General features: G+C 48.9%; 20 protein-coding genes and 1 pseudogene. 12 read left to right on the top strand and 9 right to left on the bottom strand.

Features of this window, described 5'->3' with window-relative positions; all coding sequences use genetic code 11:
* Positions 1-101 precede the first annotated feature (101 nt).
* The 5 genes from hflK (at position 102) to HW443_RS02005 (ending at position 6039) form a co-directional block, all read left to right on the top strand.
* Positions 102-1175, top strand: a complete 1074-nt coding sequence (gene hflK, locus HW443_RS01985; RefSeq protein WP_176235416.1) for an FtsH protease activity modulator HflK — start codon at positions 102-104, stop codon at positions 1173-1175.
* Positions 1172-2038, top strand: a complete 867-nt coding sequence (gene hflC, locus HW443_RS01990) for a protease modulator HflC (RefSeq protein ID WP_176235415.1) — start codon at positions 1172-1174, stop codon at positions 2036-2038. The genes hflK and hflC overlap by 4 nt, the downstream gene beginning before the upstream one ends.
* A 15-nt stretch (positions 2039-2053) precedes the next feature.
* Positions 2054-2437: a DnaJ domain-containing protein gene (locus HW443_RS01995; RefSeq protein ID WP_176235414.1), complete on the top strand. Its 384-nt coding sequence runs from the start codon at positions 2054-2056 to the stop codon at positions 2435-2437.
* A 302-nt stretch (positions 2438-2739) separates the two neighbouring features.
* On the top strand, positions 2740-3441 hold the full coding sequence (plsY, locus tag HW443_RS02000) for a glycerol-3-phosphate 1-O-acyltransferase PlsY (protein ID WP_176235413.1): 702 nt from the start codon (positions 2740-2742) through the stop codon (positions 3439-3441).
* Positions 3442-3594: 153 nt separating this feature from the next.
* Positions 3595-6039 (top strand): lytic transglycosylase domain-containing protein, encoded by a 2445-nt coding sequence (locus tag HW443_RS02005; protein WP_176231121.1) that lies wholly within the window; start codon positions 3595-3597, stop codon positions 6037-6039.
* 246 nt (positions 6040-6285) lie between these two features.
* On the opposite strand, the gene HW443_RS02010 is transcribed toward HW443_RS02005, so the two are convergent.
* From HW443_RS02010 to HW443_RS02035, 7 genes and pseudogenes are all read right to left on the bottom strand, one after another.
* Positions 6286-7083, bottom strand: coding sequence for an energy-coupling factor ABC transporter ATP-binding protein (locus HW443_RS02010; RefSeq protein ID WP_258187081.1), 798 nt, complete (start codon positions 7081-7083; stop codon positions 6286-6288).
* Positions 7084-7095: 12 nt separating this feature from the next.
* On the bottom strand, positions 7096-7860 hold the full coding sequence (gene cbiQ, locus HW443_RS02015) for a cobalt ECF transporter T component CbiQ (RefSeq protein ID WP_176231122.1): 765 nt from the start codon (positions 7858-7860) through the stop codon (positions 7096-7098).
* A gap of 244 nt (positions 7861-8104) precedes the next feature.
* Positions 8105-8416 carry a PDGLE domain-containing protein gene (locus HW443_RS02020; protein ID WP_176226114.1) on the bottom strand — a complete coding sequence of 104 codons (312 nt, stop codon included), beginning with the start codon at positions 8414-8416 and terminating at the stop codon, positions 8105-8107.
* 48 nt (positions 8417-8464) lie between these two features.
* Positions 8465-8734, bottom strand: a complete 270-nt coding sequence (locus tag HW443_RS13585; protein ID WP_308751042.1) for an energy-coupling factor ABC transporter permease — start codon at positions 8732-8734, stop codon at positions 8465-8467.
* 22 nt (positions 8735-8756) lie between these two features.
* Positions 8757-9128, bottom strand: a pseudogene (locus HW443_RS13795) (energy-coupling factor ABC transporter permease); the annotation flags it as partial.
* Between the two features lie 186 nt (positions 9129-9314).
* Complete coding sequence (gene nikR / locus HW443_RS02030) at positions 9315-9734, bottom strand: nickel-responsive transcriptional regulator NikR (protein WP_176226112.1); 420 nt, start codon at positions 9732-9734, stop codon at positions 9315-9317.
* A gap of 121 nt (positions 9735-9855) precedes the next feature.
* The gene (locus HW443_RS02035) at positions 9856-11862 is read right to left on the bottom strand and encodes a bifunctional metallophosphatase/5'-nucleotidase (RefSeq protein ID WP_176237858.1); all 2007 of its coding nucleotides are present in this window, start codon (positions 11860-11862) and stop codon (positions 9856-9858) included.
* Between the two features lie 325 nt (positions 11863-12187).
* Here HW443_RS02035 and HW443_RS02040 point away from each other — a divergent pair, with 325 nt between their 5' ends.
* The 6 genes from HW443_RS02040 to HW443_RS02065 all read left to right on the top strand — a co-directional run bounded on the left by HW443_RS02040 (position 12188) and on the right by HW443_RS02065 (position 19147).
* The gene (locus HW443_RS02040) at positions 12188-14242 is read left to right on the top strand and encodes a hypothetical protein (RefSeq protein ID WP_176231125.1); all 2055 of its coding nucleotides are present in this window, start codon (positions 12188-12190) and stop codon (positions 14240-14242) included.
* Complete coding sequence (locus tag HW443_RS02045; protein ID WP_176237859.1) at positions 14220-15401, top strand: tagaturonate epimerase family protein; 1182 nt, start codon at positions 14220-14222, stop codon at positions 15399-15401. Before HW443_RS02040 ends, HW443_RS02045 begins: the two co-directional genes overlap by 23 nt.
* Before the next feature lie 254 nt (positions 15402-15655).
* Positions 15656-16606: a sugar phosphate isomerase/epimerase family protein gene (locus tag HW443_RS02050; protein WP_176231127.1), complete on the top strand. Its 951-nt coding sequence runs from the start codon at positions 15656-15658 to the stop codon at positions 16604-16606.
* Positions 16607-16623: 17 nt separating this feature from the next.
* Positions 16624-16803 (top strand): hypothetical protein, encoded by a 180-nt coding sequence (locus HW443_RS02055; RefSeq protein WP_176226107.1) that lies wholly within the window; start codon positions 16624-16626, stop codon positions 16801-16803.
* A gap of 46 nt (positions 16804-16849) precedes the next feature.
* Entirely contained in the window at positions 16850-17818 is a 969-nt protein-coding gene (locus HW443_RS02060) for a 2-hydroxyacid dehydrogenase (protein ID WP_176237860.1), read from the top strand.
* Positions 17819-17983: 165 nt separating this feature from the next.
* Positions 17984-19147, top strand: a complete 1164-nt coding sequence (locus tag HW443_RS02065; RefSeq protein ID WP_176236784.1) for a putative DNA modification/repair radical SAM protein — start codon at positions 17984-17986, stop codon at positions 19145-19147.
* Positions 19148-19869: 722 nt separating this feature from the next.
* Here the strand turns inward: HW443_RS02065 and HW443_RS02070 are convergent.
* Both HW443_RS02070 and HW443_RS02075 read right to left on the bottom strand, forming a co-directional pair.
* Complete coding sequence (locus HW443_RS02070) at positions 19870-20184, bottom strand: hypothetical protein (protein ID WP_176226104.1); 315 nt, start codon at positions 20182-20184, stop codon at positions 19870-19872.
* Positions 20181-20609, bottom strand: coding sequence for a hypothetical protein (locus tag HW443_RS02075; protein ID WP_176236785.1), 429 nt, complete (start codon positions 20607-20609; stop codon positions 20181-20183). The genes HW443_RS02070 and HW443_RS02075 overlap by 4 nt, the downstream gene beginning before the upstream one ends.
* Positions 20610-20878: 269 nt before the next feature.
* Here HW443_RS02075 and iolB point away from each other — a divergent pair, with 269 nt between their 5' ends.
* Complete coding sequence (gene iolB / locus HW443_RS02080) at positions 20879-21802, top strand: 5-deoxy-glucuronate isomerase (protein ID WP_176236786.1); 924 nt, start codon at positions 20879-20881, stop codon at positions 21800-21802.
* Positions 21803-21821: the final 19 nt, after the last annotated feature.

Raw genomic sequence — 21821 nt, forward strand, 5'->3', positions numbered from 1 at the left:
ACAACAAAAAACTTACGAAGCAAGCTTCGAGGAATTCAACCCGTAGAGATTAAAAAGGTCGAGTTTTTGGACAACTTCTAAAGAAGAAAGGAGGGGCTGGAATGATCAGACAATCAGGAAGGCGTCATCCACCGCCGGAGGGATGGGGTTATGTGACCTGGTGGGAGGATATCTGGCAAAAGATAGTCGGGAAGATGGGAAGTGGAGAAGGACGGAAACCAGTAAAGACAGGGCGAGTGACATGGATTGTGATAGGAATTGTGGTGTTAATCTGGCTTGTGAGCGGGATATATATCGTTGGTCCCGGTGAAGTGGGCGTGGTCAGGCAATTCGGGAGGTTTGTGGCACAAACAGGCCCTGGACTGAACTACCGCCTACCCTGGCCCATCCAGGTGCACGATATAGTCAACGTAGCCGCGGTAAGGAGGGCCGAGATAGGCTACAGGGAGGTGGAGGAGCGGGGACAGGAACCAGTACGTCGGCGAATACAAGAGGAATCACTGATGCTCACCGGGGATAGAAATATAGTTGATATCCAAATTTTGGTGCTTTATCAGGTGAAGGACGCCGTAACATTTCTGTTTCGGGCTGAAAATCCTGAGGAGGCTCTCCGAGTAAACACTGAAGTCGCCCTGCGGAGTGTTATTGGTAACATGGATATTGATCATGCCATGACCGTGGGCCGCCCTGAGGTCGAAGCTGAAACTTGGAAGATTTTGCAGATGCTGTTAGATACTCATCAGACTGGACTGCATGTAGCTGGAATTGAACTACAGGTAGTAGACCCCCCCGATGAAGTCAGGGAATCCTTCTATGATGTAGTGCGAGCCAAGGCAGATAGGGAAAGGCTTATCCGGGAAGCTGAAGGGTATGCCAGAGATGTAGTTCCCCGAGCGAGGGGGGAGGCGGCAGCGATAGTCCATGCGGCCACCGCCTATAGAGACGAAAGGATAGCACTGGCCGAGGGTGAGGCAGAACGGTTTCTTAAAATTCTCGAAGAGTACCGGAAGGCAGAGGCAGTGACCCGGCAAAGGCTATACCTGGAGACCATAGAGCGGGTCCTGGCCGGGACCAAGAAGTTCATTATCGATCCTCAAGTTGGTGGTAAGGTGATGCAATTTCTACCGCTGACAGAACTACCAGGATTAGAGAAACCACAGGAGGCCCAAGAATGAGAAAAGCGGTGATAACCATAGTGGTAGTTTTAGTGGCTCTATTCGTGCTGAGTCAAGCCGTATTCACGATAGATGAGAAGGAGCAGGCGATTATCCTTCAACTTGGCAAGTATGTAGAGACGATCGAGGAGCCAGGGCTAAACTTCAAAATCCCTTTCATTCAAACGGTATCCCGTATGGAGCGGAGGGTACTGGTTGCCGATGCGCCTGCGACTGAGTTTATTACTCTGGACAAAGAGAGGCTGGTAGTGGATACTTACACCCGATGGCGAATTGTGAACCCACACTTGTTCTACAAAGCGGTAAGGGATGAACACGGAGCCAGACTCCGCTTGAATAGCATTGCTGTCTCCAAATTGCGGGAGGAGCTTGCCCGATACACCCTTTGGGACATAATCGGCATCCAGAGGAAACCTATTACGGAGACCGTACGCCAGCATGTGAATGAAGTTACTCGCCGTGAGTTTGGCATAGAGGTAATAGATGTCCGCATGAAAAGGGCTGACCTCCCCGTAGAGGTGCAAGAGGCTGTTTTTGCCCGAATGATAGCGGAACGCGACAGGATGGCCAAGGAGGCCCGTGCCGAAGGAGCGCAAGAAGCCAGGAAAGTCACGGCAGAGGCAGATAAAGAGGTGGTGGTTCTGCTGGCCGAGGCTGAGAAGGAAAGCAAGATACTGAGAGGGGAAGGAGATGCTCAGGCTGTGACGATTTATGCGGCAGCCTTTGGAAAAGACCCCGAATTCTTCAGCTTTGTGAGGAGCTTGGAGGCATACGAAAAGCTCCTGGTAGGAGGGACTACGCTGGTGCTGGGATCTGACTCCGAGCTCTTCAGGTACCTGGAAAGTCCGCAACCGACGGAGTAAGAACTGCAATTCACGATGGCGACTCAACCTGACTATTATGCTATTCTCCAGGTTCATCTCGAGGCGGAGAAAGAGGTGGTCGATGCCGCCTACCGCAAGCTGGCAGCAAAGTATCATCCCGATGTGAGTGCCTCAACCGATGCTGTCGATAAAATGAAGCAGCTCAATGAGGCCTATGAGGTGCTCTCCGATCCGGACAGAAGGGCTGCTTATGATATTAGTAGAGGCATGTCGCCCACAAGGGAGTCCCCATCCGGCAGGTCCTGGCGCGGCTTTATCGTGCCTCTGGGGATAATCTTGCTTGTCATAATGGCAGCCAGACTGGGAGGGATCAGACTTGTATTAGTGCTTGCAGTTCTTGTGGGGATTGTATGGCTTGTGGCGAAGATGGGGAAATGAGGACTATTTTCAAATCGCTGCCTGGAGACAATTGATCACCCTATAAGGAACTCCAGTATTTTTTCAGGGCATAATGTTTAGACCATAACGTAGCGCTATTTGGCTCTACCAGGTAAATATGACCCCCAGAGCCCTCCTCAAGATATACCGAAAAAGGTGGAGGATAGATAATCTCTTCTCGGAAGGTGAACTAGAAATCCAGAAGTAAAATACCAGTGGAACTAACTGACAAACGGCGTATAATGTTAACGTTACCAGGATGCCTAAAGTAAAGATGATCTGGGAAGGTGGTAGTCCTCTTGTTGTCAGGTATTCTTTTAGTTTTCCTGGGCTATATTATGGGATCAATCCCCTTCGGCCTGATTATTGGCAAGTTCGGCTACGGTGTCGATGTCCGAAAGTATGGAAGCAAGAACATAGGAGCGGCCAATGTCCTGCGCACTGTGGGAATCCTTCCCGGCATTCTAACTTTTGTGGGAGATTTCATGAAAGGTGGAGCCAGCGTTTTTCTGGCCCGTTACCTGGAGGCAGGTGATTTGATCATCATTTTGGCAGGACTGGCAGCTATCGTGGGCCATAGCTGGCCCGTCTTTTTGAAGTTTAAAGGAGGAAAAGGAGTATCCACAACGACAGGTGTGATTTTAGTCATGATGCCCGGGGCGTTTTTGGTACTGTTCGTGGTCTATGCCCTTATCTGTGCTGTTTTCCGATACACCTCTCTCTCAGCTATAATCTCGGCCCTGGTTTTTCCCATAGTTGTTTTTTTCTTGAAAATGCCCAGCCTCTACCTGTGGTTCGCTCTGGCCGCTTCAGTCATTGTAATCTGGCGTCACCAGCAGAATATCCAGCGACTTATTGCCGGCACGGAGAGGAAGTTGGGGCAGAGAGTAAGAACTGGGAGAGAAGAGGAGAAGAGGGAAAAATTAGAGGGAGTCTTTGGAGCAACTCCACACAGCCCTAAGAAGAAAACAGAGGCAAAAGGGCAAAGAGGTAACGAACCTTAGTAATCTCCAGATCTACTCTCCTCGGGCCTGAACCACCCCACCGCTAAAGTTGGGTGGTTCTGGGAAGAAAGGCCTTCGCCTTCCCCAGGCTCTTGCCATTCCCCGAGGGGCAGAAGTGACTGCCTTCTAGGACGCGATTGAAGATATTTTACGATGAAAGACATTTCAGAGGATAGCACGTATCGCAGAAGGAAGAGACGGGAGGTACTGAGGAGAGCCAGAAGGATTAGAGTGCTCGCGTTCCTCTTGACCCTTGGTCTGGCCATTTTCCTGGGAGTAATGTTAATCCTTCGCCTGAGCTCTCCTGATAGCAGTGGCCCTCTTTCAGAGGAGAACTCAGAGACTGCCACTTCGGAACCCGAAGCCTCCTTCTCTCAGGAAAGTGAAGAGCCCGAGGAGGAGCATGATTCTCCTTCTACTGCCCAGTCTGATGGCCCAGATCTCTCTCTGACCCCAGGACAGCAATATCTTCGGGGCTATTCCCTTTTTTCCGTTGGCCAACTGGAAAGAGCAGCCCACTATTTTCAGCAGAGTGCCGAGGGAGATCATCCCCTTAAGGACTATGCCCAGTTCTATCTGGCCCGGTCATACTTCGGCGCTCAAAAATACCAGGAGGCCCTTTCTGCCTTTCAGGCTTTGGCGAAAAACTACCCTGACAGCTATTGGTATCCTGATGCTCAACTGGGAATTGCCGATTCTTATCTTGAGCTGGGGGATTTGGCAAAGGCTGAAGAGAACTATGGGAGCTTCGTTAAGACCTACCCCCAGTCTCCCTATTTGACCAGAGTACTCCTCCAGTTGGGAGACTGTCTTGAGGCGCAGCAAAAATGGGATGAAGCAGCAGTCCAATATCAGAATCTCTGGCTGAGATATCCCTTAAGTTCGGAGGCTGGTGAGGCCCAGGAGCGGCTGGATACTCTGTTGTCCGAGCAGGGCATATCTCCGCCTCCGCCTTCCTTCGAGCAGTTGTATGAGCGAGCTCTCATCTTTGCTCAAGCCGATCAGTCGGATAACGCCCTGTCCCAACTGGAAGAGATTTACCAGGAAATCTCCCAGGATCCATCCAGGGCTGGTCTGAGCAGGAAGATTCTTCTCCAGATGGGAATTCTTAACCATCAACTGAGGCGTTTCGATGCCGCTATAGACATTCTGGGCCAGTTGATGCAGCGCTGGCCAGACTCTCTGGAGGCTCAGGAGGCCCTCTTATGGCGGGGTAGAATTTATCCCAAAGTAGGGAAGAGAGAGAAAGGTATCCAGGTCCTTCTCTCCCTGGCCAGCAGGTACCCCAGCAGCCCCTTCGCTTCCCGATCTCTTTATGAGGCGGCTGTATTTTTGGAAGGTGATGACAGGCTGGAGCAGGCCTGGCAGACCTATTTGACCATGGTCGAGAATTATGCCACAGATCCTCTGGCCGTGGACGGCCTGTGGAAGGCCAGTTGGATTTCCTATCGCTCCGGCGATATGGAAAAGGCCCTTCAATTATTCGAGCAGTTGACCAGCAGCTTTCCTCGCTCTTCTCTGGTTGAGCGGGCTCTTTACTGGGAGGCCAGAGCCAGAGAAAATCTGGGGGATCAGGAAAGGGCTTTGTCTATCTACAGTCAGCTTTTGAACAGAGGACCCCTGACCTACTATGGGCTTCGGGCAGCAGAGCGAGTGGCCAGGATTACCGGAGGAGGGGATACCGGGAGCGGCGGACCAGGTGAGGCAAATGAACAGGAGGATTCTAGCGGAAGCAGAGCTTCAGATACAGTAAGGAGCAGCGGGGTAGAGGGAAGATCGAAAGATAATATCCCGGTGTTCTCAGAAGTTGGAGTCAGGCTTCAGCCAGGAGGGCAATATTTCCAGGAAGTCAGTGCTCCTGTGTTCCTCGCAGACAATCCTCCTTCTCCTCAGGCCGTCTCCCATCTGGAGAAAGGTAGAGAGCTGGTGGAGCTGGGCCTTCGTTCCATGGCTGTTAATGAGCTGGAGTTATCCCAAAAACTGGAACCCACTAACAAAAATTTTCTACTGGAACTCAGCGATCTATATCTCCAGATTGAGGATTATCCTCATTTGATAAGAATTGCTGAGAAAAGCTTTAGGGAATTCCTGGTGCGATATGAGACCGACTCTGTCTTCGCCTGGGAAATGGCTTACCCTCTGGGATACCAGCCTCTGGTGGAAAGTTACGCTGGCCAATATGCCATTGATCCCTACCTTCTATTCGCGCTTATCCGGGAGGAGAGCCACTTTAACCCCAGAGCCGTATCTGTAGCCGGAGCCAGGGGACTGATGCAGATTATGCCCTCCACGGGGGAGAGCATCGCGGCCAATATAGGCGAACACTATAGTCTGGAAAGCTTGCAGGATCCGGAGAAAAGCATCAGAATGGGTTCCTGGTATCTGAAGGAGCTCCTGGATAAATTTGATGGAAACGTTGTTTTGGCTCTGGCCGGATACAATGGTGGTCCCGGGGCAGCCGCCAGGTGGCGGGATAGATTTAGTGGGCTGGAGGAAGATGAGTTTGTGGAGAGCATCCCCTATAGAGAGACCAGGGGATACGTGAAGAAGGTGCTGAGGAGTTATGCGGTCTATCAAAGCATCTATGGAGAGAAATAGGGAGCCGCAAAACTTATAGGTCATAGATGCTGAATATCTCTTCTTGCTCTTGCAAAGTATTAGCGGCGCCTCCGACCCTAAGATTAGCAAACGGACCAAGGGCCGATCTTAAACGTATCCAGCTCGATCCCCTAACTCTTTATGAGTTAAAAGGACGGGAGCGGCTTACATTCTTTCAGTCTCTTGAACTCTTTTGTTTTTTCTCGCTGCTTGTCCTGAAAGCTCCTATGTTAAGTGAAAGATGTGCTATAGGGTGGGCAAGAGACTTGGTGCTGAATAGCCGTAGGGTATCTCCAGCCCGTGTATTTCCAGGAGTGCTCCATCGGAAAAAATCTCTTCCACCTTCCCATCTGCAACCACTTTTCCCTCATCCATAATGATGGTTCGCTTGCAGATCTCTACCACAAAGGGCAGATCATGAGTGATCAGTATCTTGGTAACAGGCAGCGATCTTAACACCTTGATCAATTCTCGTCTGGATCTCGGGTCCAAATTGCTGCTGGGCTCATCTATAGCCAGGATATCTGGCTGCATAGAAAGAACTGTGGCTATGGCGGCTCGCTTTTTCTGACCCAAACTCAAGTGATAAGCCGATTTTTTCTCAAAGCCTGGCAATCCTACTGCCCCAAGGGCCATTTCGGTTCTTAGAATAACTTCATCGTGAGGCAACCCCATATTTATAGGCCCAAAAGCCACATCATCAAAGACAGAAGGACAGAATAGCTGATCATCAGGATCCTGAAAAACTAGCCCTACCCGACGGCGAACCTCCTTGATATTAGAGTTGGAAACGGAAAGACCAAAGATTTTCACTTCACCCTCGCCCTTAAGAATGCCGTTTAGATGAAGTAGCAAAGTGGACTTGCCGGCCCCATTGGGCCCAATAATGGCAACTGACTCACCATTTTCGACTCTCAGATTAACATCCTTTAAAGCCTGAGTCCCATCAGGGTAGGTGTAGCGTAGATTTCTTATCTCGATGGCCTGGCAGTTTTTCACTTGTTCCCCTAAACTCAAATTGCCAGGCGGCTCCTCTGGTCTCAAACTCTTACCTCTCTACTTACCTGAAGCTCTGATCAAAATAGCCGAGATGAGGATTGCTCCCGCAAACAGGACATCCGGAATAGATATCCTTTGTCTACTAAGGGTTGTGACCTCTCCGTTATAACCTCTAGCAAGCATGGCCAAATACACTCTCTCTCCTCGCTCATAGCTACGCAGGAACAGCGTGCCTATCATGTGTCCGATTACTTTAGAGTGCCAGATCCATCGGCCCCCAAAATTTCTGGAATCTCCGGCCCGCTTCATCCTCATGGCCTCATCCGTCACTACAAATAGATAGCGATACATAAAAGCAGCAATATTGATAAGGATACCAGGCACCTTTAGTTTTCTAAAACCCTCCAGGAGTTCGTTAAAGGGCGTGGTAGAAGAGAGAAGGATCATGCAAAGTACCCCAATGTATGACTTTATAACTACATTCCAGAGCACTAGAAGCCCATTTCGAGATATGGCTATGCTACCTAAATTATAGCCGCCGCCCACTGTATCAGGATTTAGAAAGGGTATAAATATGGCCACGATTAACACAAAGGGGATGACGACCAAAGATCTTTTCATAACATGTTTCAAGGGGAGGCGAGAGATAAGTAAAACTGCCAGCAATATCAGCAAGTATCCGGCAAAGGCAAAGTAGGCCTGGGCCAGTGTAGTTACACAAATAATAATAAGGGCAAAGAAGGAAACAATCTTGGCTCTGGCATCCAGACGATGTATAGGACTATCCAGGTTACTATAACTATCTAAAAAGGCATGCGTCATAATCAGTCTCTTAATTTTAACCAGGTTCTTGAAAACTCAGATTGTTAGGGAAATTCACCATAATTCTTGGCTCGCCAGCGAACCGCTAAAGGCAGGACCTGATCAGAAGCCTCTTCGTCTGAACTCTGGGTATGGACCAAGAAACTTAAGAGCCCGATTTTTCGTGTTTCAGTAATAAGGTTAACTTTCAAAAGGGTCGCGCCGCCAGCTCATAGCCTGATGCGGGTCACTTTTGAGTCCTGATCTAACTTTTGGATTTAGGTTTAATAAAGAGCGCTATAGCATACCCGATGGCAAACACAGCTAGAGTGCCCACCAGGCCAGCAACACCTGTTGCCAGAGCCCCTTCTCCCAGACCAGGCATGGCATAATCCGGTATGGGGGCCAGCTTCCAGGCTGACCATTCTTCACCCTTCTCCAGAAAGCCTTGGTCTTCCGCTACTCTCTCCAGGCCGGTAGGAAAAGGCGAAGCAAAGGGAGAGATAAATATCGCCAGGAACAGTGAGAGCAGCAGTGCGCCAAGTATGAAGATTTTTGTGTTTCTGTCCAAACCCATTTGTTTCCTCCTCCCGTGAATAGTGAAAATGACGAATCTACTTTCTGGCTATCGTTCTTTAGTGGCACTTACTGGAACATAGTAAGTGCTGACTAGATCCGGTCTGGTTCCCAGGACGATGCTCACCACAGCAGTGGCTATAATCGCCTCCCCAATGCCAATGAGCATATGCACGCCAACCATGGCTGGAAGAGCTACATGTAGAGGGGAGGTACCCGATACAGCAAGTTGAAAGGCACCGGATGCAGAAGCCAGAACTATGGAAAGCCAGGAAGCTATGGCAACAGATGAAAGAAAGCCGAGGCGGGTACGGGGCACGCATTTCTTTACGGCTACAAAGACGTAGTAAGATAGTATGCCCCCCCACTACCCCCATATTGAAAATATTGGCTCCCAAGGCTGTGAGGCCCCCATCAGCAAAACCTATGCTTTGGACAATCAGAACCACGGCCATGATCAGGCAGGCGGCCCAGGGGCCAAGTAGAACTGCCGCCAGGACTCCTCCCAGGAAATGGCCACTGGTACCTCCGACAACGGGGAAATTAAGCATTTGGGCAGCAAAGATAAAAGCGGCTGTTAGGCCAAGCAGAGGAACCTGTCTCTCTCCCAGCTTCTGATTGACCTTCTTAATCCCGTAGCCTAACGCACCTGCAGAAATTACTGCCGTGGTAATAATAGTTTTAGGGTCTAGAAAGCCATCTGGAATATGCATTTTATGCCTCCCTTGAAAATAACCCAATTTTCATGCGACGTGGTGCGCCGCGGTGCATGGGCGATTCCTTTCTGTTGTTTGTACAACGCCAAATCAGAACGTAGTAAAAGCTGATGCATACTGATTCTAGAATCGTAGCACCCCAGCGACAAAAAATATCCTTTTCAGCCAGGCCGAAAAGGTCCTCTAAATCAACTCGTTGCCGGTAGTGGTCATAGTTAACTTTCCATGCTTAACCCCCTTTGTTCCAATTAATTGATCGGCCACCTCTTGTATCTCGTTGCTTTTTCCTCTGACAACCAAAACTTCCAGGCAATTGTGCTGGTCCAGGTGCACATGTAGAGTAGAGATAATCTGGGAATGGAGCCGATGTTGTAACTGGGCCAATTTGGCTGTCAGGTCTCTTGTTTCATGGTTGTACACCAGGGTAACTGTTCCCACCACTTCCTTATCTTCTGTCTTCCAGTCCAGCTCAACCAGGTAATCCCTGATCAAGTCTCTGATTGCCTCTGACCTGGTAGTATACTTTTTATCGGCTATTACTCTATCGAAACTATCCAGTAACTGAGAATCTATAGAGACCCCAAACCTGATTGTCTCGCCCATGCCAGCTCTCTTTCAAAAGATGTTTCTTAGATGGAGTGTTACCTTTTCATAAATAGTAGCACACGCACGAGGGGGTGTCAAGCTTCTTTGCTCCCGGGTGAGGGCCAGATTTGTCCCAGGGTTAGTTTGCTATGCCTGCCTTCGTCCTGCCGAGACGCTTCCTGCGGCGCAGGAAGATAATCAAAGCGATAGTGATGAGCAGGGCCAGAGCCGGCCAGAGCAGCAGGGGAATGGTTTTAGCCTCTTTAATCCGGTTCCCAGTCCCGGCGTAGTACTCCGGGATCTGGGGAATGGCAAGGCCAGGTGCGACGGGTTGGTTGGCGGCGTATTCGAGCACCGCCTGCCAGATCTTAAGCTCCGCTCCATCGTAAATAATAATGAGATCTTCCAGGGGAACCTCGTTACCGAGACGGTCTTTAGGGATTACCCTCAGGCGGGGGAGTCTATCTCCGACCCAGGGAATAAAGGAGGCGATATAATAGTCGCTAACAACGTGGTAAAGGGTTTCGTCTTTCCAGGAAAGAGGAACATAATCGGCGGGGTCACCACCCTGAATTCCGTCGCCGATAAAGCGCTCCGCTTTCAGGACAGCCCGATGGGTGGGAATGGGTAGATTTTTAATGGGCACCCAGAAGAGGATAGCGCGGGCGGGGTCAAAGGTATAACGCAGGCCTGAAACCTGCAGAAAGTAGGCATCGCCCAACAAATCCGACAGCAGTGCCGAGATCTCCAGCACGCGCCGGATTTCATCCCCGGTGAGGTAAATAGAGACCAGGGGATAGCCGGGCTGACCATCGCGACCGCTGCCCAGGCTGACCGGATTGGCCAGATCATAGAAGGAGATCTGGTTTTGGGAGTGCTTCATGGAGCCGGGGATAAGGCTGCCCCGGATGTTCCCATTGGCCTGAAAGGCGAAGTGAACCTTCTCCCCCGTTTTTTGTTCCCCCACCAGGCGCATGGCGTCGGTGATAAAATTCCCGAAGGGGGTTTCGGTCAGGGGAGGTTTGTAGGACAAGGAGAAGGTTGAAGTGGCTACTATGTCCATGATATCGCTGAACCTTCCCCCGGTCATCTTTTCGATGAGAGCATTCAGATGCCTGGTATAGACATTGATAAGAGTGGTGGTGATGGGATCCAGCGGAACGCTGTCGTCGATGGGAAGCAGGAAGGGTTGGCCGCGGTCATGGTTACGCACCCGCACCGTTCCCGTGGTGCGGTTGTAGGCCAGCTCCAGCACCCCCAGGTAGCGTAAAAGGCTACCGGCCTGGACAATGATGGTATCATCCACAATAACCGGTTCCTCCAGGGCGGTATGGCTGTGTCCCCCCACAATAATGTCAATCCCTTCCACTGCCGCTGCCAGAGAGCGGTCTTCTTCGACCCCAGCGTGGGTGAGGCCGATAATTATCTCCGCGCCATTGTCTTTAAGCATTTGAACAGCAGCGGTGGCGGCTTCAAAGCGGTCGGTAATCTCGACCGGATCGGTGTAAAGAGCTACTCGCTCAGCATCTTCCCCCAGCAGGCCCAAAAAGCCCAGGCGCAGGTCATTTTCCAGTTCCAGGATGAAGGTTTTCTGAATGCCCACAGCGGCCAGGGGATGCTGAGCGGGAGGTTGGATGTTGGAGGCGACGATAGCGGGAGTGGTTGCTTCCGGGTAACCGGCGGTCTCCAGGTAACGGGCGAGGGCTTCGGGGCCAAAATCAAATTCGTGATTGCCGATAGTAATAACATCGTAACCGATCTCCTGCATTAAGGCCAGTTCCGGAGCTTGCCCCGCCAGGGCTAACCAACTGTAAGGAGAGCCCCCCAGGTAGTCTCCTCCTGATAACAGGATTACCGGTTCGCCGGCACCTTCCTTGCCCTCCCGGAGCTCCTTAACCAGATGGGCCAGGCGGGCAAATCCACCCACAGTTAAATCCTCCTCTTCCGGGTGGAAGTCTACCGCCGGAGAGTGAGGAATCAGGGCTGAGTGCTCGTCGTTGGTATGAAGAATAGTAAAATATATTTCAGTTTCGCTGCTTGCTGCTTCCGTTGAAAACGGTAACATCCATGAAGCGGTCATCAACAAAACCAGCAGACCGGCAAGAACAGTATGCCCTATCTTCCAGGATGATTTTTTTTGCTGCATGATCTTCCCCCTCCTTATAGAACAAAGACGATCCACAAGCTCTACCACCAACTGGGCATTAACGGTGCCCGGCTGGGTCTATATTAACCCACTCCTCATCCACAGGGCAATAGGGTAATTTGCTATTCTGGATGGCGCGCAGTATAGTAATATGATGGCCGGCTCTTCGGTGTCAGTCAGACTAGCGGGAGGTGACCTGCGCAAGACCAGCATGGCTCTTCATGGCCCTATAGCACACGAGATGATTAAGAAAATCTTTTTCGATAAACTATTTTGTATACCAATCTGACAGCAATGGCAGAGGGATGTAACGGAAAGGCAGAGAATGAGCACCGACAAAGCAAGAATAATTCTTAACCAGTTAAAGTCCGAAAATTTGACCTCTTGGGCCCAGACTTTCGATAATTTGACCTGCTTTACTCATCCGTCTAACTTACAGGAGCGCATCAAATCCCTGGGCAAGTTAATTACAGAAGAATTTGAAAAGTCCAGCCCAGAAGAAAAGGAAAGACTAATCAAGTTTTTAACCTGGCTTACCATTGCCCTGGATGGTTGTTATGAATTGAGGCTAAATCTACAAAACAGAAACAGACATGGCTCAAGTATTCTTACCGATGCGGAACTTAAACCAATAGTTCAAGAATTGCTGGCCCTCCTGGAAGAATTTGAATCTAAAGATAAAGAGCTGGTTATTGATGTGCTGCGCTCGGAAAAATCGCGGCTTACCAACATAATGTCCACAAGGGGAACCAGTCTGTTTGCAGCCAAGGCCCAATCTGCAGATACTACTTCCTCCAGAAATTGGATTAGCTACTGGTCAGAATTTGGTAGGAGTTCTAATCTACGAAAATACAGAGAGAGGGTAGATGGACTAATTGGGGTAGACTATGGTTTAGGAGTTTTTGAATCCAGAATTTTTTGGGGAGCAAATTTAGTAATGATGAATCCTACCCTGGCCCGGCTGGCTTTGGCCGAAGATGATGAACTGCAAGCTATGAAAGGGGAATTTGCTCAACGTTACGCTCACCAGTATCCAAAAGAGCGCCTAGTACGAGAGGCAACCAAAATAGCTGGCCTCAAAGCCCGCCTGGCCTTAAGAGCAGTATTTCTTTTAACTGGGAAAGGTAAGATTAGTTTTCAGGTCAATCCAAGAACCTATAACCAACCCCACAAATTGGAAGAGGATATCCGTAGTCTTTATCAAGAATTCAATCAAGAAGCACTGGAATATGATTCTGGACTCTTTTTGGATGAAGTCCTTACCTTGGAGGAAATTAAACAAAAGAAGGGGCAAACCCATGTCTTTTTCAAAGTAGACGGCTCAAGTAGAAATGTATATGGAAAAATTGACGAAGTAATGCTTAAGCAAGTCAGAAAAGGCAAAATCGATCTGACCCAGGACGATACCGGCGGGGTAATGGAACGAGTTATGTCAGATGGTATGAACTGTAATGTGACCGTAGCAGGATTCGTAACCGATGGTCTGTGGGCCTTTTTCTCTCAGATTCGCGGCCATTGCAAAGCCAGAAAAAAAGCCCACCTCAGGCAGACTATAAGCCATTCCATCATAACTAAGATGGGTGGCCGCGTCGAAGCATCCTTGAGATGGACAGCTCTACAGAAACTGGCAACCGCTCTGAAAGAGAAAAACAATCCAGAAGCAGATATAGTTCTAAGAACAGATCATACCAAAAATGGAACTTTGGATGACCCCAGCCTAAGAAAACTGGCTAAAGAAGCAGGTTTTATTTTACCTGAGGAAATTACCCGTGCTGATTATGAGAAACACGAAAGAAAATTGTTTCCCCAAGACACCGCCATCTGTAGCATTGCCGAAGCCATATCCAAACGTTCCCATAGGATCATAGGCGATTTAAAAAAGCACCGCATTCTTAGAGAACAAGGGGTCCAGGAGTGGGAAACCGGTGATCTGCAGGCATCTATGAGGCCACCTTACGCTGGAAGATTTGCTCATGTGGAAGAGCTAACCGGAATGTATGCCCAGGGACATTTTCCTGACATTGCCTTGGCCATCGAACAATGGAAAGATTTCAACCCTGATCCTGGGAACATCAATAAACCGGTAGATGAAGAGAAAATTGCCCAACTGTATTATTCCATAATAGGTGAAGAATTTGGCAAAGCATTTGAGGTGAGCGACGAGCTTAAGGAAATACTGACTTTCTTTGGGGTCTACAAAGAAGAATATGGCAACAAGGGGATAAAAATAGATGAGCTCTATCAGCACCCCTTTAGTCAACAGACCTTGTTCGGCGAAGTTTTAGATAGAATTCCCCAGACCGATGAAGAAAAAGACCAAATAAAGAAAGGATTTATAGGAGATTTCAACCTTTTATATGATGAACTCGTGGCTGTCTGAGCAAGAAATCGCTACCAAGTTGCGTAAAGCCTTACCTTATACTGCTCCCCAAATCTTAGATAGGGGACCCATATTCGGTATGGGTTATCGTCCGTCCTGGAGATTAGGCAATATAGTCCAGGCCCAAATAGCCAAAGATTTGGGGTTAAAAGTCATGCTTGCCCAGCAATCGGCAAGAGAAATAGAAAGAACTAAAAGGACTTTCCAGGATGTTATGGATTCCGCGACCTATGCCGCATTCTTAACCGAATTTAAAGCCCCCTGGGGAGCAGATGCGGATCACTTGAAACAGGAAAAAGACATAGAGGAGGCAGTTAAGGCAGGCTTTACTCATTTCACTTATGATGTTTCAGAAGAGTTGAAAAAAGACTTAAACCAAACCATCGCCAAGATTTGTGATCTTTATTTCTTTACCCAGGAGTTAAGGGGGAAGGAAAACTTTTCAACGGAGATCTCTCTCGATGAGACAGAAGAAACAACCAAACTGGCAGACCTTACCTTTCTATTGGAAGAGCTAAAAAGAAACAAAGTGCAGGTTGATGAAATAGCACCGCGTTTCCCTGGCTACTTCGAAAAAGGCATTGATTACTATTGGCAGAAGGAAAGTGGCCAAAACATAAGAGACACCAAAGCATTTGAGGAATACCTGGAAGAAGTTGTGAGAATAAGTAAGAAATTCGGGTTCCGAATCAGCATTCATTCCGGAAGTGATAAATTTTCTCTTTATCCCATCATATCTAGAGTTACAAAGAATAACTTCCATCTTAAGACTGCTGGTACCCACTACTTAGAAGAACTAAAAGTTGTTGCCAAACATGATCTGGACTTATTTAGAGAAATATATTACTTTTCCCTGGAGCAATTCCAGAAAGATCGGGCCACCTATGAGCTCAGCACTAACCTGGATAACATACCTGATCTTACAAAACTTAATGGCGAACAAATGGCATCTTTGCTTGATAGTGGGCCTGGCAACGATGACCTGCGACAGGTGCTTCATGTCACCTATGGCTCTGTTTTGACTGCCAAAGGACACGACGGAGCGCCCAGGTTTGCCGACAGGTGCTTTGCCATTTTGAAAAAAAATGAAAAAGAGCATTTTGAAGTTTTGGGTAACCATATAAAACGCCATCTCAAGTTGCTTAATTTGATGGAGTGACCATTACCAAAACCCTCTTCTGGAGGCTTTGAGGCCCGTGGGTCAGGTAATTAGTTTTAGTCCAAGTAAAATGGGCCCAGTAGTGACCAAGTGAAGATGGGACTAAGGAAAGATTATTGAGGTATTAGGAAGTTCAGATGGTTTAAAGATCTATGAGGCATCTACGGCTAACATTACTTCATTGGCCCTGGGTGAACAATGGTATCTGGCAATTCTTGTAAATAGCTGTCTTAAATCTGGAAGGAGAGCATATCATGCTAGACGGGATGAAGATAGGCATTGTCCATTTCATGGCCTATCCCGAGACCATCAAAGGGCAAGGCCCGGTAGTAGAGACTCTGAGGAAGATAGCTGAGGATGATTTCTTCGATCTGGTGGAAGTCACCTGGATAAAAGATGACACCGTCAGAGAAGAGGCAAGAAGACTTCTTCAAGAGGCCCATCTGGAAGTGGCCTATGGCGCTCAGCCCTGCTTGTTGTCCCAAAAACTGGATCTCAATGCCCCTGATGAAGCAGAGAGAAAGAGGGCTATAGATCAGGTAAAGCAGTGTATAGATGAGGCTTACTACCTTGGTGCCAGAGCTCTGGCTGTTCTTTCAGGAAAGGACCCAGGGGAGGGAGGACGAGAGCAAGCCTCCTCCAGTCTGGTGGCATCCCTGAATGAGCTCTGCGCTTACTCCGCAGAGAAAAGCTCCTCTGCTTCCGGACAGGCTTCATCTACAAGAGAGCCTATGCCCATCATCCTGGAGACTTTTGACCAGGTTCCCTTTGGCAAAAACTGCCTTATCGGGCCAACCAGGCAGGCGGTGCGGGTAGCTGAGGTAGTAAGGAAGAAGCATTCCAATTTCGGCCTGATGATCGACCTCTCCCATCTGCCTCTTTTAGGAGAGAGCGCTCAAGAGGCCCTGGGTCTGGCTAAAGATTACCTTTTGCATGCTCACATCGGCAATTGCGTTATGAAAGATAGTTCTCACCCCGCCTACGGGGACAGCCACCCCCGTTTCGGTTGTGAGGGGGGAGAGAACGACGTGAGCGAGCTGACCGAGTTTCTTAAGGTCCTGAGAGAGATCGGATACCTGGAGCGGGACGACCGATTTGTGAGCTTTGAGATTATGCCCATGAAAGGAGAATCCTCCGAGCTGGTCATCGCCGGGGCCAAGAGAACTCTTCAGCAGGCCTGGGCCAAGGTCCGGACAAGTCTGTAAGACAGGCAGATAGGAAAATGAGTGCCACATTCTTGCTGACCGTGGCTGTGTGGCAGGTAGATTGTCGCAAAAGAACAGAGCTGTTGGCTCGAATCTACGGAGGAGGCCAGAACACGGGTTGGTGCGTGGGAATTTACCTTATTCCTGATGTTTCTTTAGCCGGTTTTCCATCTCGGGATTACCGGTTAAGTCTTTGATTGATTTGTTTGGGCCAACTGACAACATGGGAGAAAGGATGAGATCATGCACAAAGTCTACGTCACCAGACAGATTCCTGAGCCTGGCCTGGAGCTTCTGAGAAAGAACTATGAGGTAGAGGTAAACCCGGAGGATCGGGTTCTCACCCGAGAGGAGCTTCTAGAGAAGGTGAGGGGCAGAGACGCCATTTTATGCTTGCTTACGGACAAAATCGATGCCCAGGTTATGGATGCGGCTAAGGGAGCCCGAATCTTTGCCAACTATGCTGTGGGTTATGACAACATCGACGTGCCTGAGGCCACCAAAAGAGATATTCTCATCACTAACACCCCTGGAGTTCTCACCGAGACCACCGCGGATCTGGCCTGGGTTCTGCTCATGGCCGCAGCCAGAAGAGTGGTGGAGGCCGACCGCTTTACCCGGGCAGGTAAGTTCAAGGGCTGGGGACCTATGCTCCTTTTGGGCACCGACGTCTGGGGCAAGACCTTAGGCCTGGTGGGAGCAGGAAGAATCGGCAGTGCCCTGGCCCGAAGATCAGTCGGTTTTAAGATGAGCCTCCTTTACCACGACCCCTATCCCAACCGGGAGCTGGAGGAAGAGCTGGGGGCCAAAAGGGTAGATCTGGATACCCTGCTTAAGGAGTCTGACTTCATCTCCATCCATGTTCCTCTTACCCAAGAGACCCATCATTTGATCGGGGAGAAGGAGTTTGGCTTGATGAAGCCCTCCGCCCATCTCGTCAATACTTCTCGGGGTCCAGTGGTGGATGAGGAAGCCCTGGTGCGGGCTCTGCGGGATAGAAGGATAGCCGGAGCTGGCCTGGACGTCTACGAGCATGAGCCTGAGCTGACTCCTGGTTTAGCTGAGCTGGACAACGTGGTTCTGGTTCCCCATATTGCCAGTGCCTCTACCGAGACCCGAACCAAGATGGCCACCATGGCCGCCCAGAGCATCGTGGACTTCTTTGAAGGACGGAGACCAACTCACTGTGTGAACCCGGAAGTGCTGAAGTAGAATCTTGCAGGTGTCCTCCTCCAGAAAAGTGGAGGGAAAGTCTACTCTCTGGAAGTCTCAGACTGGAAGTCTCAGGCTTGACAGTCTCAGCCAGAGGATTTACAATGGGAAATGTAGCGAACATGTGTTCGCTACATGTAATGGTGACCATACTGAGATATTTCCATGGACAACCTGGAGAAACTGAACATTCTGGGCCAGTCAGCCATATATGATATTTGTTCCGCCGCCTGTTCTGGAAGAAGGATGGAAGGACGGCAGCCCTCAGGAAATCCCTCCGCATTTGGCATCTCTCAGAGCTTCCTTTCCGACGGAAAGTGCGTTTCTCTTTTTCGAGTGCTTCTCACCAATGTCTGTGAGAACGATTGTCTTTACTGCGTGAACCGAGCCAGCCGGGACACGCCCCGAGTAAGCTTTTCCCCTGATGAACTAGCCTGTCTATTTATGGAATTCTACCGGCGCAACTATGCACAGGGCTTATTCTTGAGTTCCGGACTGGGAGGCGATCGGAGCAAAACCATGGAGCGGATGATCAATACCGCAGAGATTCTACGCCACAGGTATCATTTCACTGGATACATCCATCTCAAGATCTTGCCCGGAGTTGGTGATGACTTCATCGAAACTGCCGCCAGCTTGGCAGACAGAATATCTATCAATCTGGAAGCTCCCAGCCAGAAGAGGCTAAGAAGGATCGCTGACCAGAAGGCGTTCTTGGAAGACATTCTGAAACCTATAGAAAAGATCCACAAAATTATAAAGGAAGGTAGGGGAGTGCCCTCTGGATATACCACCCAGTTTGTGGTCGGGGCAGCCGGGGAATCGGACCAGGAGATCTTAAAGACCACTGGCTGGTTATATCGGGAGAAGGGGTTGCGCCGGGCCTACTTCAGTGCCTTTGTCCCTATTCCTCGGACACCCCTGGAAGACGAGAGGCCGACATCTCCAATCAGGGAGGCCAGGCTCTACCAGTCAGATTTTCTTTTCCGTTTCTATAATTTTGACTTCTCTGAACTGATCTTGGATGAGAAGGATAATTTGGTTCTTGACCTGGATCCTAAATTAGCCTGGGCTCGGGCCAATCCTCACCTTTTTCCTGTAGAAATAAATACTGCCCCCTACGCAAATCTGCTGCGAGTGCCCGGCATCGGTCCCACCTCTGCCCGACGCATTATCCGGGCCAGACAAAAGCATTGCTTCACGGACGAAGAGGAGCTAAAGAGGGCAGGGTTAGTTCTCTCCCGGGCTAAAAGTTTTATAACCATCAATGGCAAAAGGCCCTGGAGTGCGCGGTGGGAGCAGTTGGGGTTTAGTGCGCGAATTTCTTGAAAAAATTTGTCTTCCCCACGGTCTACCGTATATTAAAACGGTCTTCAAAGGTAAGGCATGTTTATGCTACGGTTAAATATGTAAGTAGAGATCAACAATTATCTTTATTGGGCTATGCACATGACTGACCTTGTGGGGTGGCGGCATGGGCTTTGCACCGAAAGCAGGCGCTGTGTGGTGTGATCGCGGTCAAAACGCAGCCAAAGTGGTGCGCTGCGCCCATAAAATTCTGCAAAGGGGCATCAGATGCATAGCCCAATTATCTTTTTATCTTTTTGTTTTAGTTCAGCTATTAAAGTCTATCATTCAGATAATACACCCTAATGCAAAAGTATTCTTATGTTTTCGCTTGTTGTGTATCCTGTGGATTTTACAGTGGTTTTGACCAGAATATAATAGTAAAATTGATCTATGACGAGCTATAAATTAGGATATCTCCCTTGAAAATAACCAATTTTCATGCGACGTGGTGCGCTGCGCCGCATGGGTGATTTGTATGAAAATCGGTGTTTATTATATATGGCATAGTATTAATTATAACTATGACAATAGAGAAAATCAAGGAGACTTTAGGGAAAAAGACCTATAGTTATTAAATTTTGCGGATTTTAAGACATTAAGACAATGCGGCCCGGGCCGCTGGACAAACACATTTCCTTTTCCCCTTGGCCCAGGCCGCCCAGAGGACAGCTCAAACATGCAGCTCCAAGAAGCAATTGAACCTAAGCTGTAGCCCTCTCTTTTTTAGTTATCTCGTCGAGATACCACCACCAATGAGATTTAGGTGGATTGGGTACCGAGTCGCGCATGGAGGCAAGATCCATTTCTACGACAATGTCCCTTTTCTGTCTTAACTCCTCATCGGTCTTTGTGACTCTTTTCCGATCTTGGGGAGTACCGACTTCGGGCAGAAGTCCCTGGATGGAATCTCTATAAATAAACAGGGAAAGGATCTCGTCATAGATAGATCCCTCAAGATATCTAACGTTGTCTTCGTATGCATCAATAAGCCAGCTCAACTTCTCTCTTTTGGTCATGGACTCCAATCCTCTTTTATGAGATAGCCCTCTTCTGGTCCTGTCTTGATTTCAACCCATAGGCTCTGCCTGCTCCGAAGATATTGAGGCAGATCATCTGGGTGATGCGCGAAGAACGTAGCTATGATGCCATCTTCCTTATTGTACAGTAGTACATGCCCACGCTCAACCGAAATCAGTGCCCAATTTACGCTGTTACCATATTTCGGATCACGATAAGTAAAGATCCTGGCTTTGTCATCTCCTTGCAATCTTCGGATAGACTTCCAATACTCCTTGCCCGTGGTCGCTCCCACTTTCCGCCCGTGTTTCTTCAGATGGTACAGAGACCTCAACAGCCTCTTCGCGGATCGTACTTCTCGCAATTCCGCCTCTATATCCTCTTTGGCCAACTGAATCAGTTCATCATATCGCCTTTGTTTCAATATCACCTCCCTGAGGGGTGGCATGCTTCCGGAATAGTGAATCAAGTTTTTTCAGACTCTGCCTTCTTTTCAAAGAACTATAGCATAAATGACTCCATATGTAAATATAGAACTAATGATAAACCTATAACTACAATTTGAAATCTTGTCCTCTCTGACTTACAATAAGCAGAGTATTTTTATTTTTGTTTATAAAATTTTAATACACTGTTTATGCATCGGCATTCAGGTGGTACAGGATCTCGATGAGAAGGAAACAGAATAGATAAGTGTATTTGTTATACAAAAGCAAAGACATCCAAGCAGGCTACAACTTCATCGTCGGCCCCCAGAACAGTTCCCTTAAATGGCTGGAGTTCGGAAGCCTGTATCTTGCCCAGGAGGGAGATTCGTACCAAGACAGGAGTGGAGATAAGGAAGTAGCTCTCTGTCTTTTAGAGGGAAAATGTGACATTCGCCTTCAGGGCGACTTCTTTGATCCTTTGGTCTATGAGGGTATTGGTGGCCGGAAGGACGTTTTCTCCGGAAAGCCTACCATGGTCTACGTTCCACCTCAAGTGGAGCTAGAGGTACTGGCCAGAACTCCTGAAGTCGAGCTGGGAATTTTTAAAGCACCTTCTAATTGTACCGTCCCACCAACTCTGATTTCGCCCCTGGATGTCTCATCTAATTGGGTAGGAAGTTCTAACTGGAAGCGGGAAGTTATTCTGGCTATTGGAGACAAAGTCAAGGCAGGAAGGTTGATAGTAGGGGAGACCATATCTCCACCTGGTAACTGGTCCAGCTACCCTCCTCATAAGCACGATACCCGGAGACCACCTCAGGAAGCCCCCTACGAGGAAGTCTATTTCTTCAGGGTTAAGCCATCTCAAGGATTTGCTGTCCAGTGGATCTATACCGATCCAGATGCCCCTGATCCTCTAAATGAGATCTATGTAGTGGAGAATAACGACACGGTGGTTATTACCCGGGGTTATCATCCAGTAGTGGCCGGGGGCGGTTATGAGCTTTACTATCTCTGGGCTCTGGCTGGAGAGGGAAGAGAGTATGCCGCCTGGTTCGACGATCCAAGACACGCCTGGATCAAGGAGCATGTTGAGGACACAGGAATAGCTGGAGATGATTCTGTGTTGGATCTGGCTAACCTATCTGAGGCTGGGAAGGATGATCTCTCTGGGAGTTTCGCCCCCTAGTTCATGTCTTCTAGCTAGT

The sequence above is a fragment of the Candidatus Hakubella thermalkaliphila genome (genome assembly GCF_013281975.1).
Taxonomy (GTDB): domain Bacteria; phylum Actinomycetota; class Humimicrobiia; order Hakubellales; family Hakubellaceae; genus Hakubella; species Hakubella thermalkaliphila.

Bases quoted from the DNA above. Each gene is read 5' to 3' on its own strand.
- nikR (WP_176226112.1), bottom strand. From the start codon at position 9,734: ATGGGCGAGACAATCAGGTTTGGGGTCTCTATAGATTCTCAGTTACTG.
- HW443_RS01995 (WP_176235414.1), top strand. From the start codon at position 2,054: ATGGCGACTCAACCTGACTATTATGCTATTCTCCAGGTTCATCTCGAG.
- HW443_RS02020 (WP_176226114.1), bottom strand. From the start codon at position 8,416: ATGGGTTTGGACAGAAACACAAAAATCTTCATACTTGGCGCACTGCTG.
- HW443_RS02070 (WP_176226104.1), bottom strand. From the start codon at position 20,184: ATGACCAAAAGAGAGAAGTTGAGCTGGCTTATTGATGCATACGAAGAC.
- HW443_RS02005 (WP_176231121.1), top strand. From the start codon at position 3,595: ATGAAAGACATTTCAGAGGATAGCACGTATCGCAGAAGGAAGAGACGG.
- hflK (WP_176235416.1), top strand. From the start codon at position 102: ATGATCAGACAATCAGGAAGGCGTCATCCACCGCCGGAGGGATGGGGT.
- HW443_RS02040 (WP_176231125.1), top strand. From the start codon at position 12,188: ATGAGCACCGACAAAGCAAGAATAATTCTTAACCAGTTAAAGTCCGAA.
- HW443_RS02055 (WP_176226107.1), top strand. From the start codon at position 16,624: ATGAGTGCCACATTCTTGCTGACCGTGGCTGTGTGGCAGGTAGATTGT.
- HW443_RS02045 (WP_176237859.1), top strand. From the start codon at position 14,220: ATGATGAACTCGTGGCTGTCTGAGCAAGAAATCGCTACCAAGTTGCGT.
- HW443_RS02065 (WP_176236784.1), top strand. From the start codon at position 17,984: ATGGACAACCTGGAGAAACTGAACATTCTGGGCCAGTCAGCCATATAT.
- HW443_RS02035 (WP_176237858.1), bottom strand. From the start codon at position 11,862: ATGCAGCAAAAAAAATCATCCTGGAAGATAGGGCATACTGTTCTTGCC.
- hflC (WP_176235415.1), top strand. From the start codon at position 1,172: ATGAGAAAAGCGGTGATAACCATAGTGGTAGTTTTAGTGGCTCTATTC.
- HW443_RS02060 (WP_176237860.1), top strand. From the start codon at position 16,850: ATGCACAAAGTCTACGTCACCAGACAGATTCCTGAGCCTGGCCTGGAG.
- HW443_RS02050 (WP_176231127.1), top strand. From the start codon at position 15,656: ATGCTAGACGGGATGAAGATAGGCATTGTCCATTTCATGGCCTATCCC.
- cbiQ (WP_176231122.1), bottom strand. From the start codon at position 7,860: ATGACGCATGCCTTTTTAGATAGTTATAGTAACCTGGATAGTCCTATA.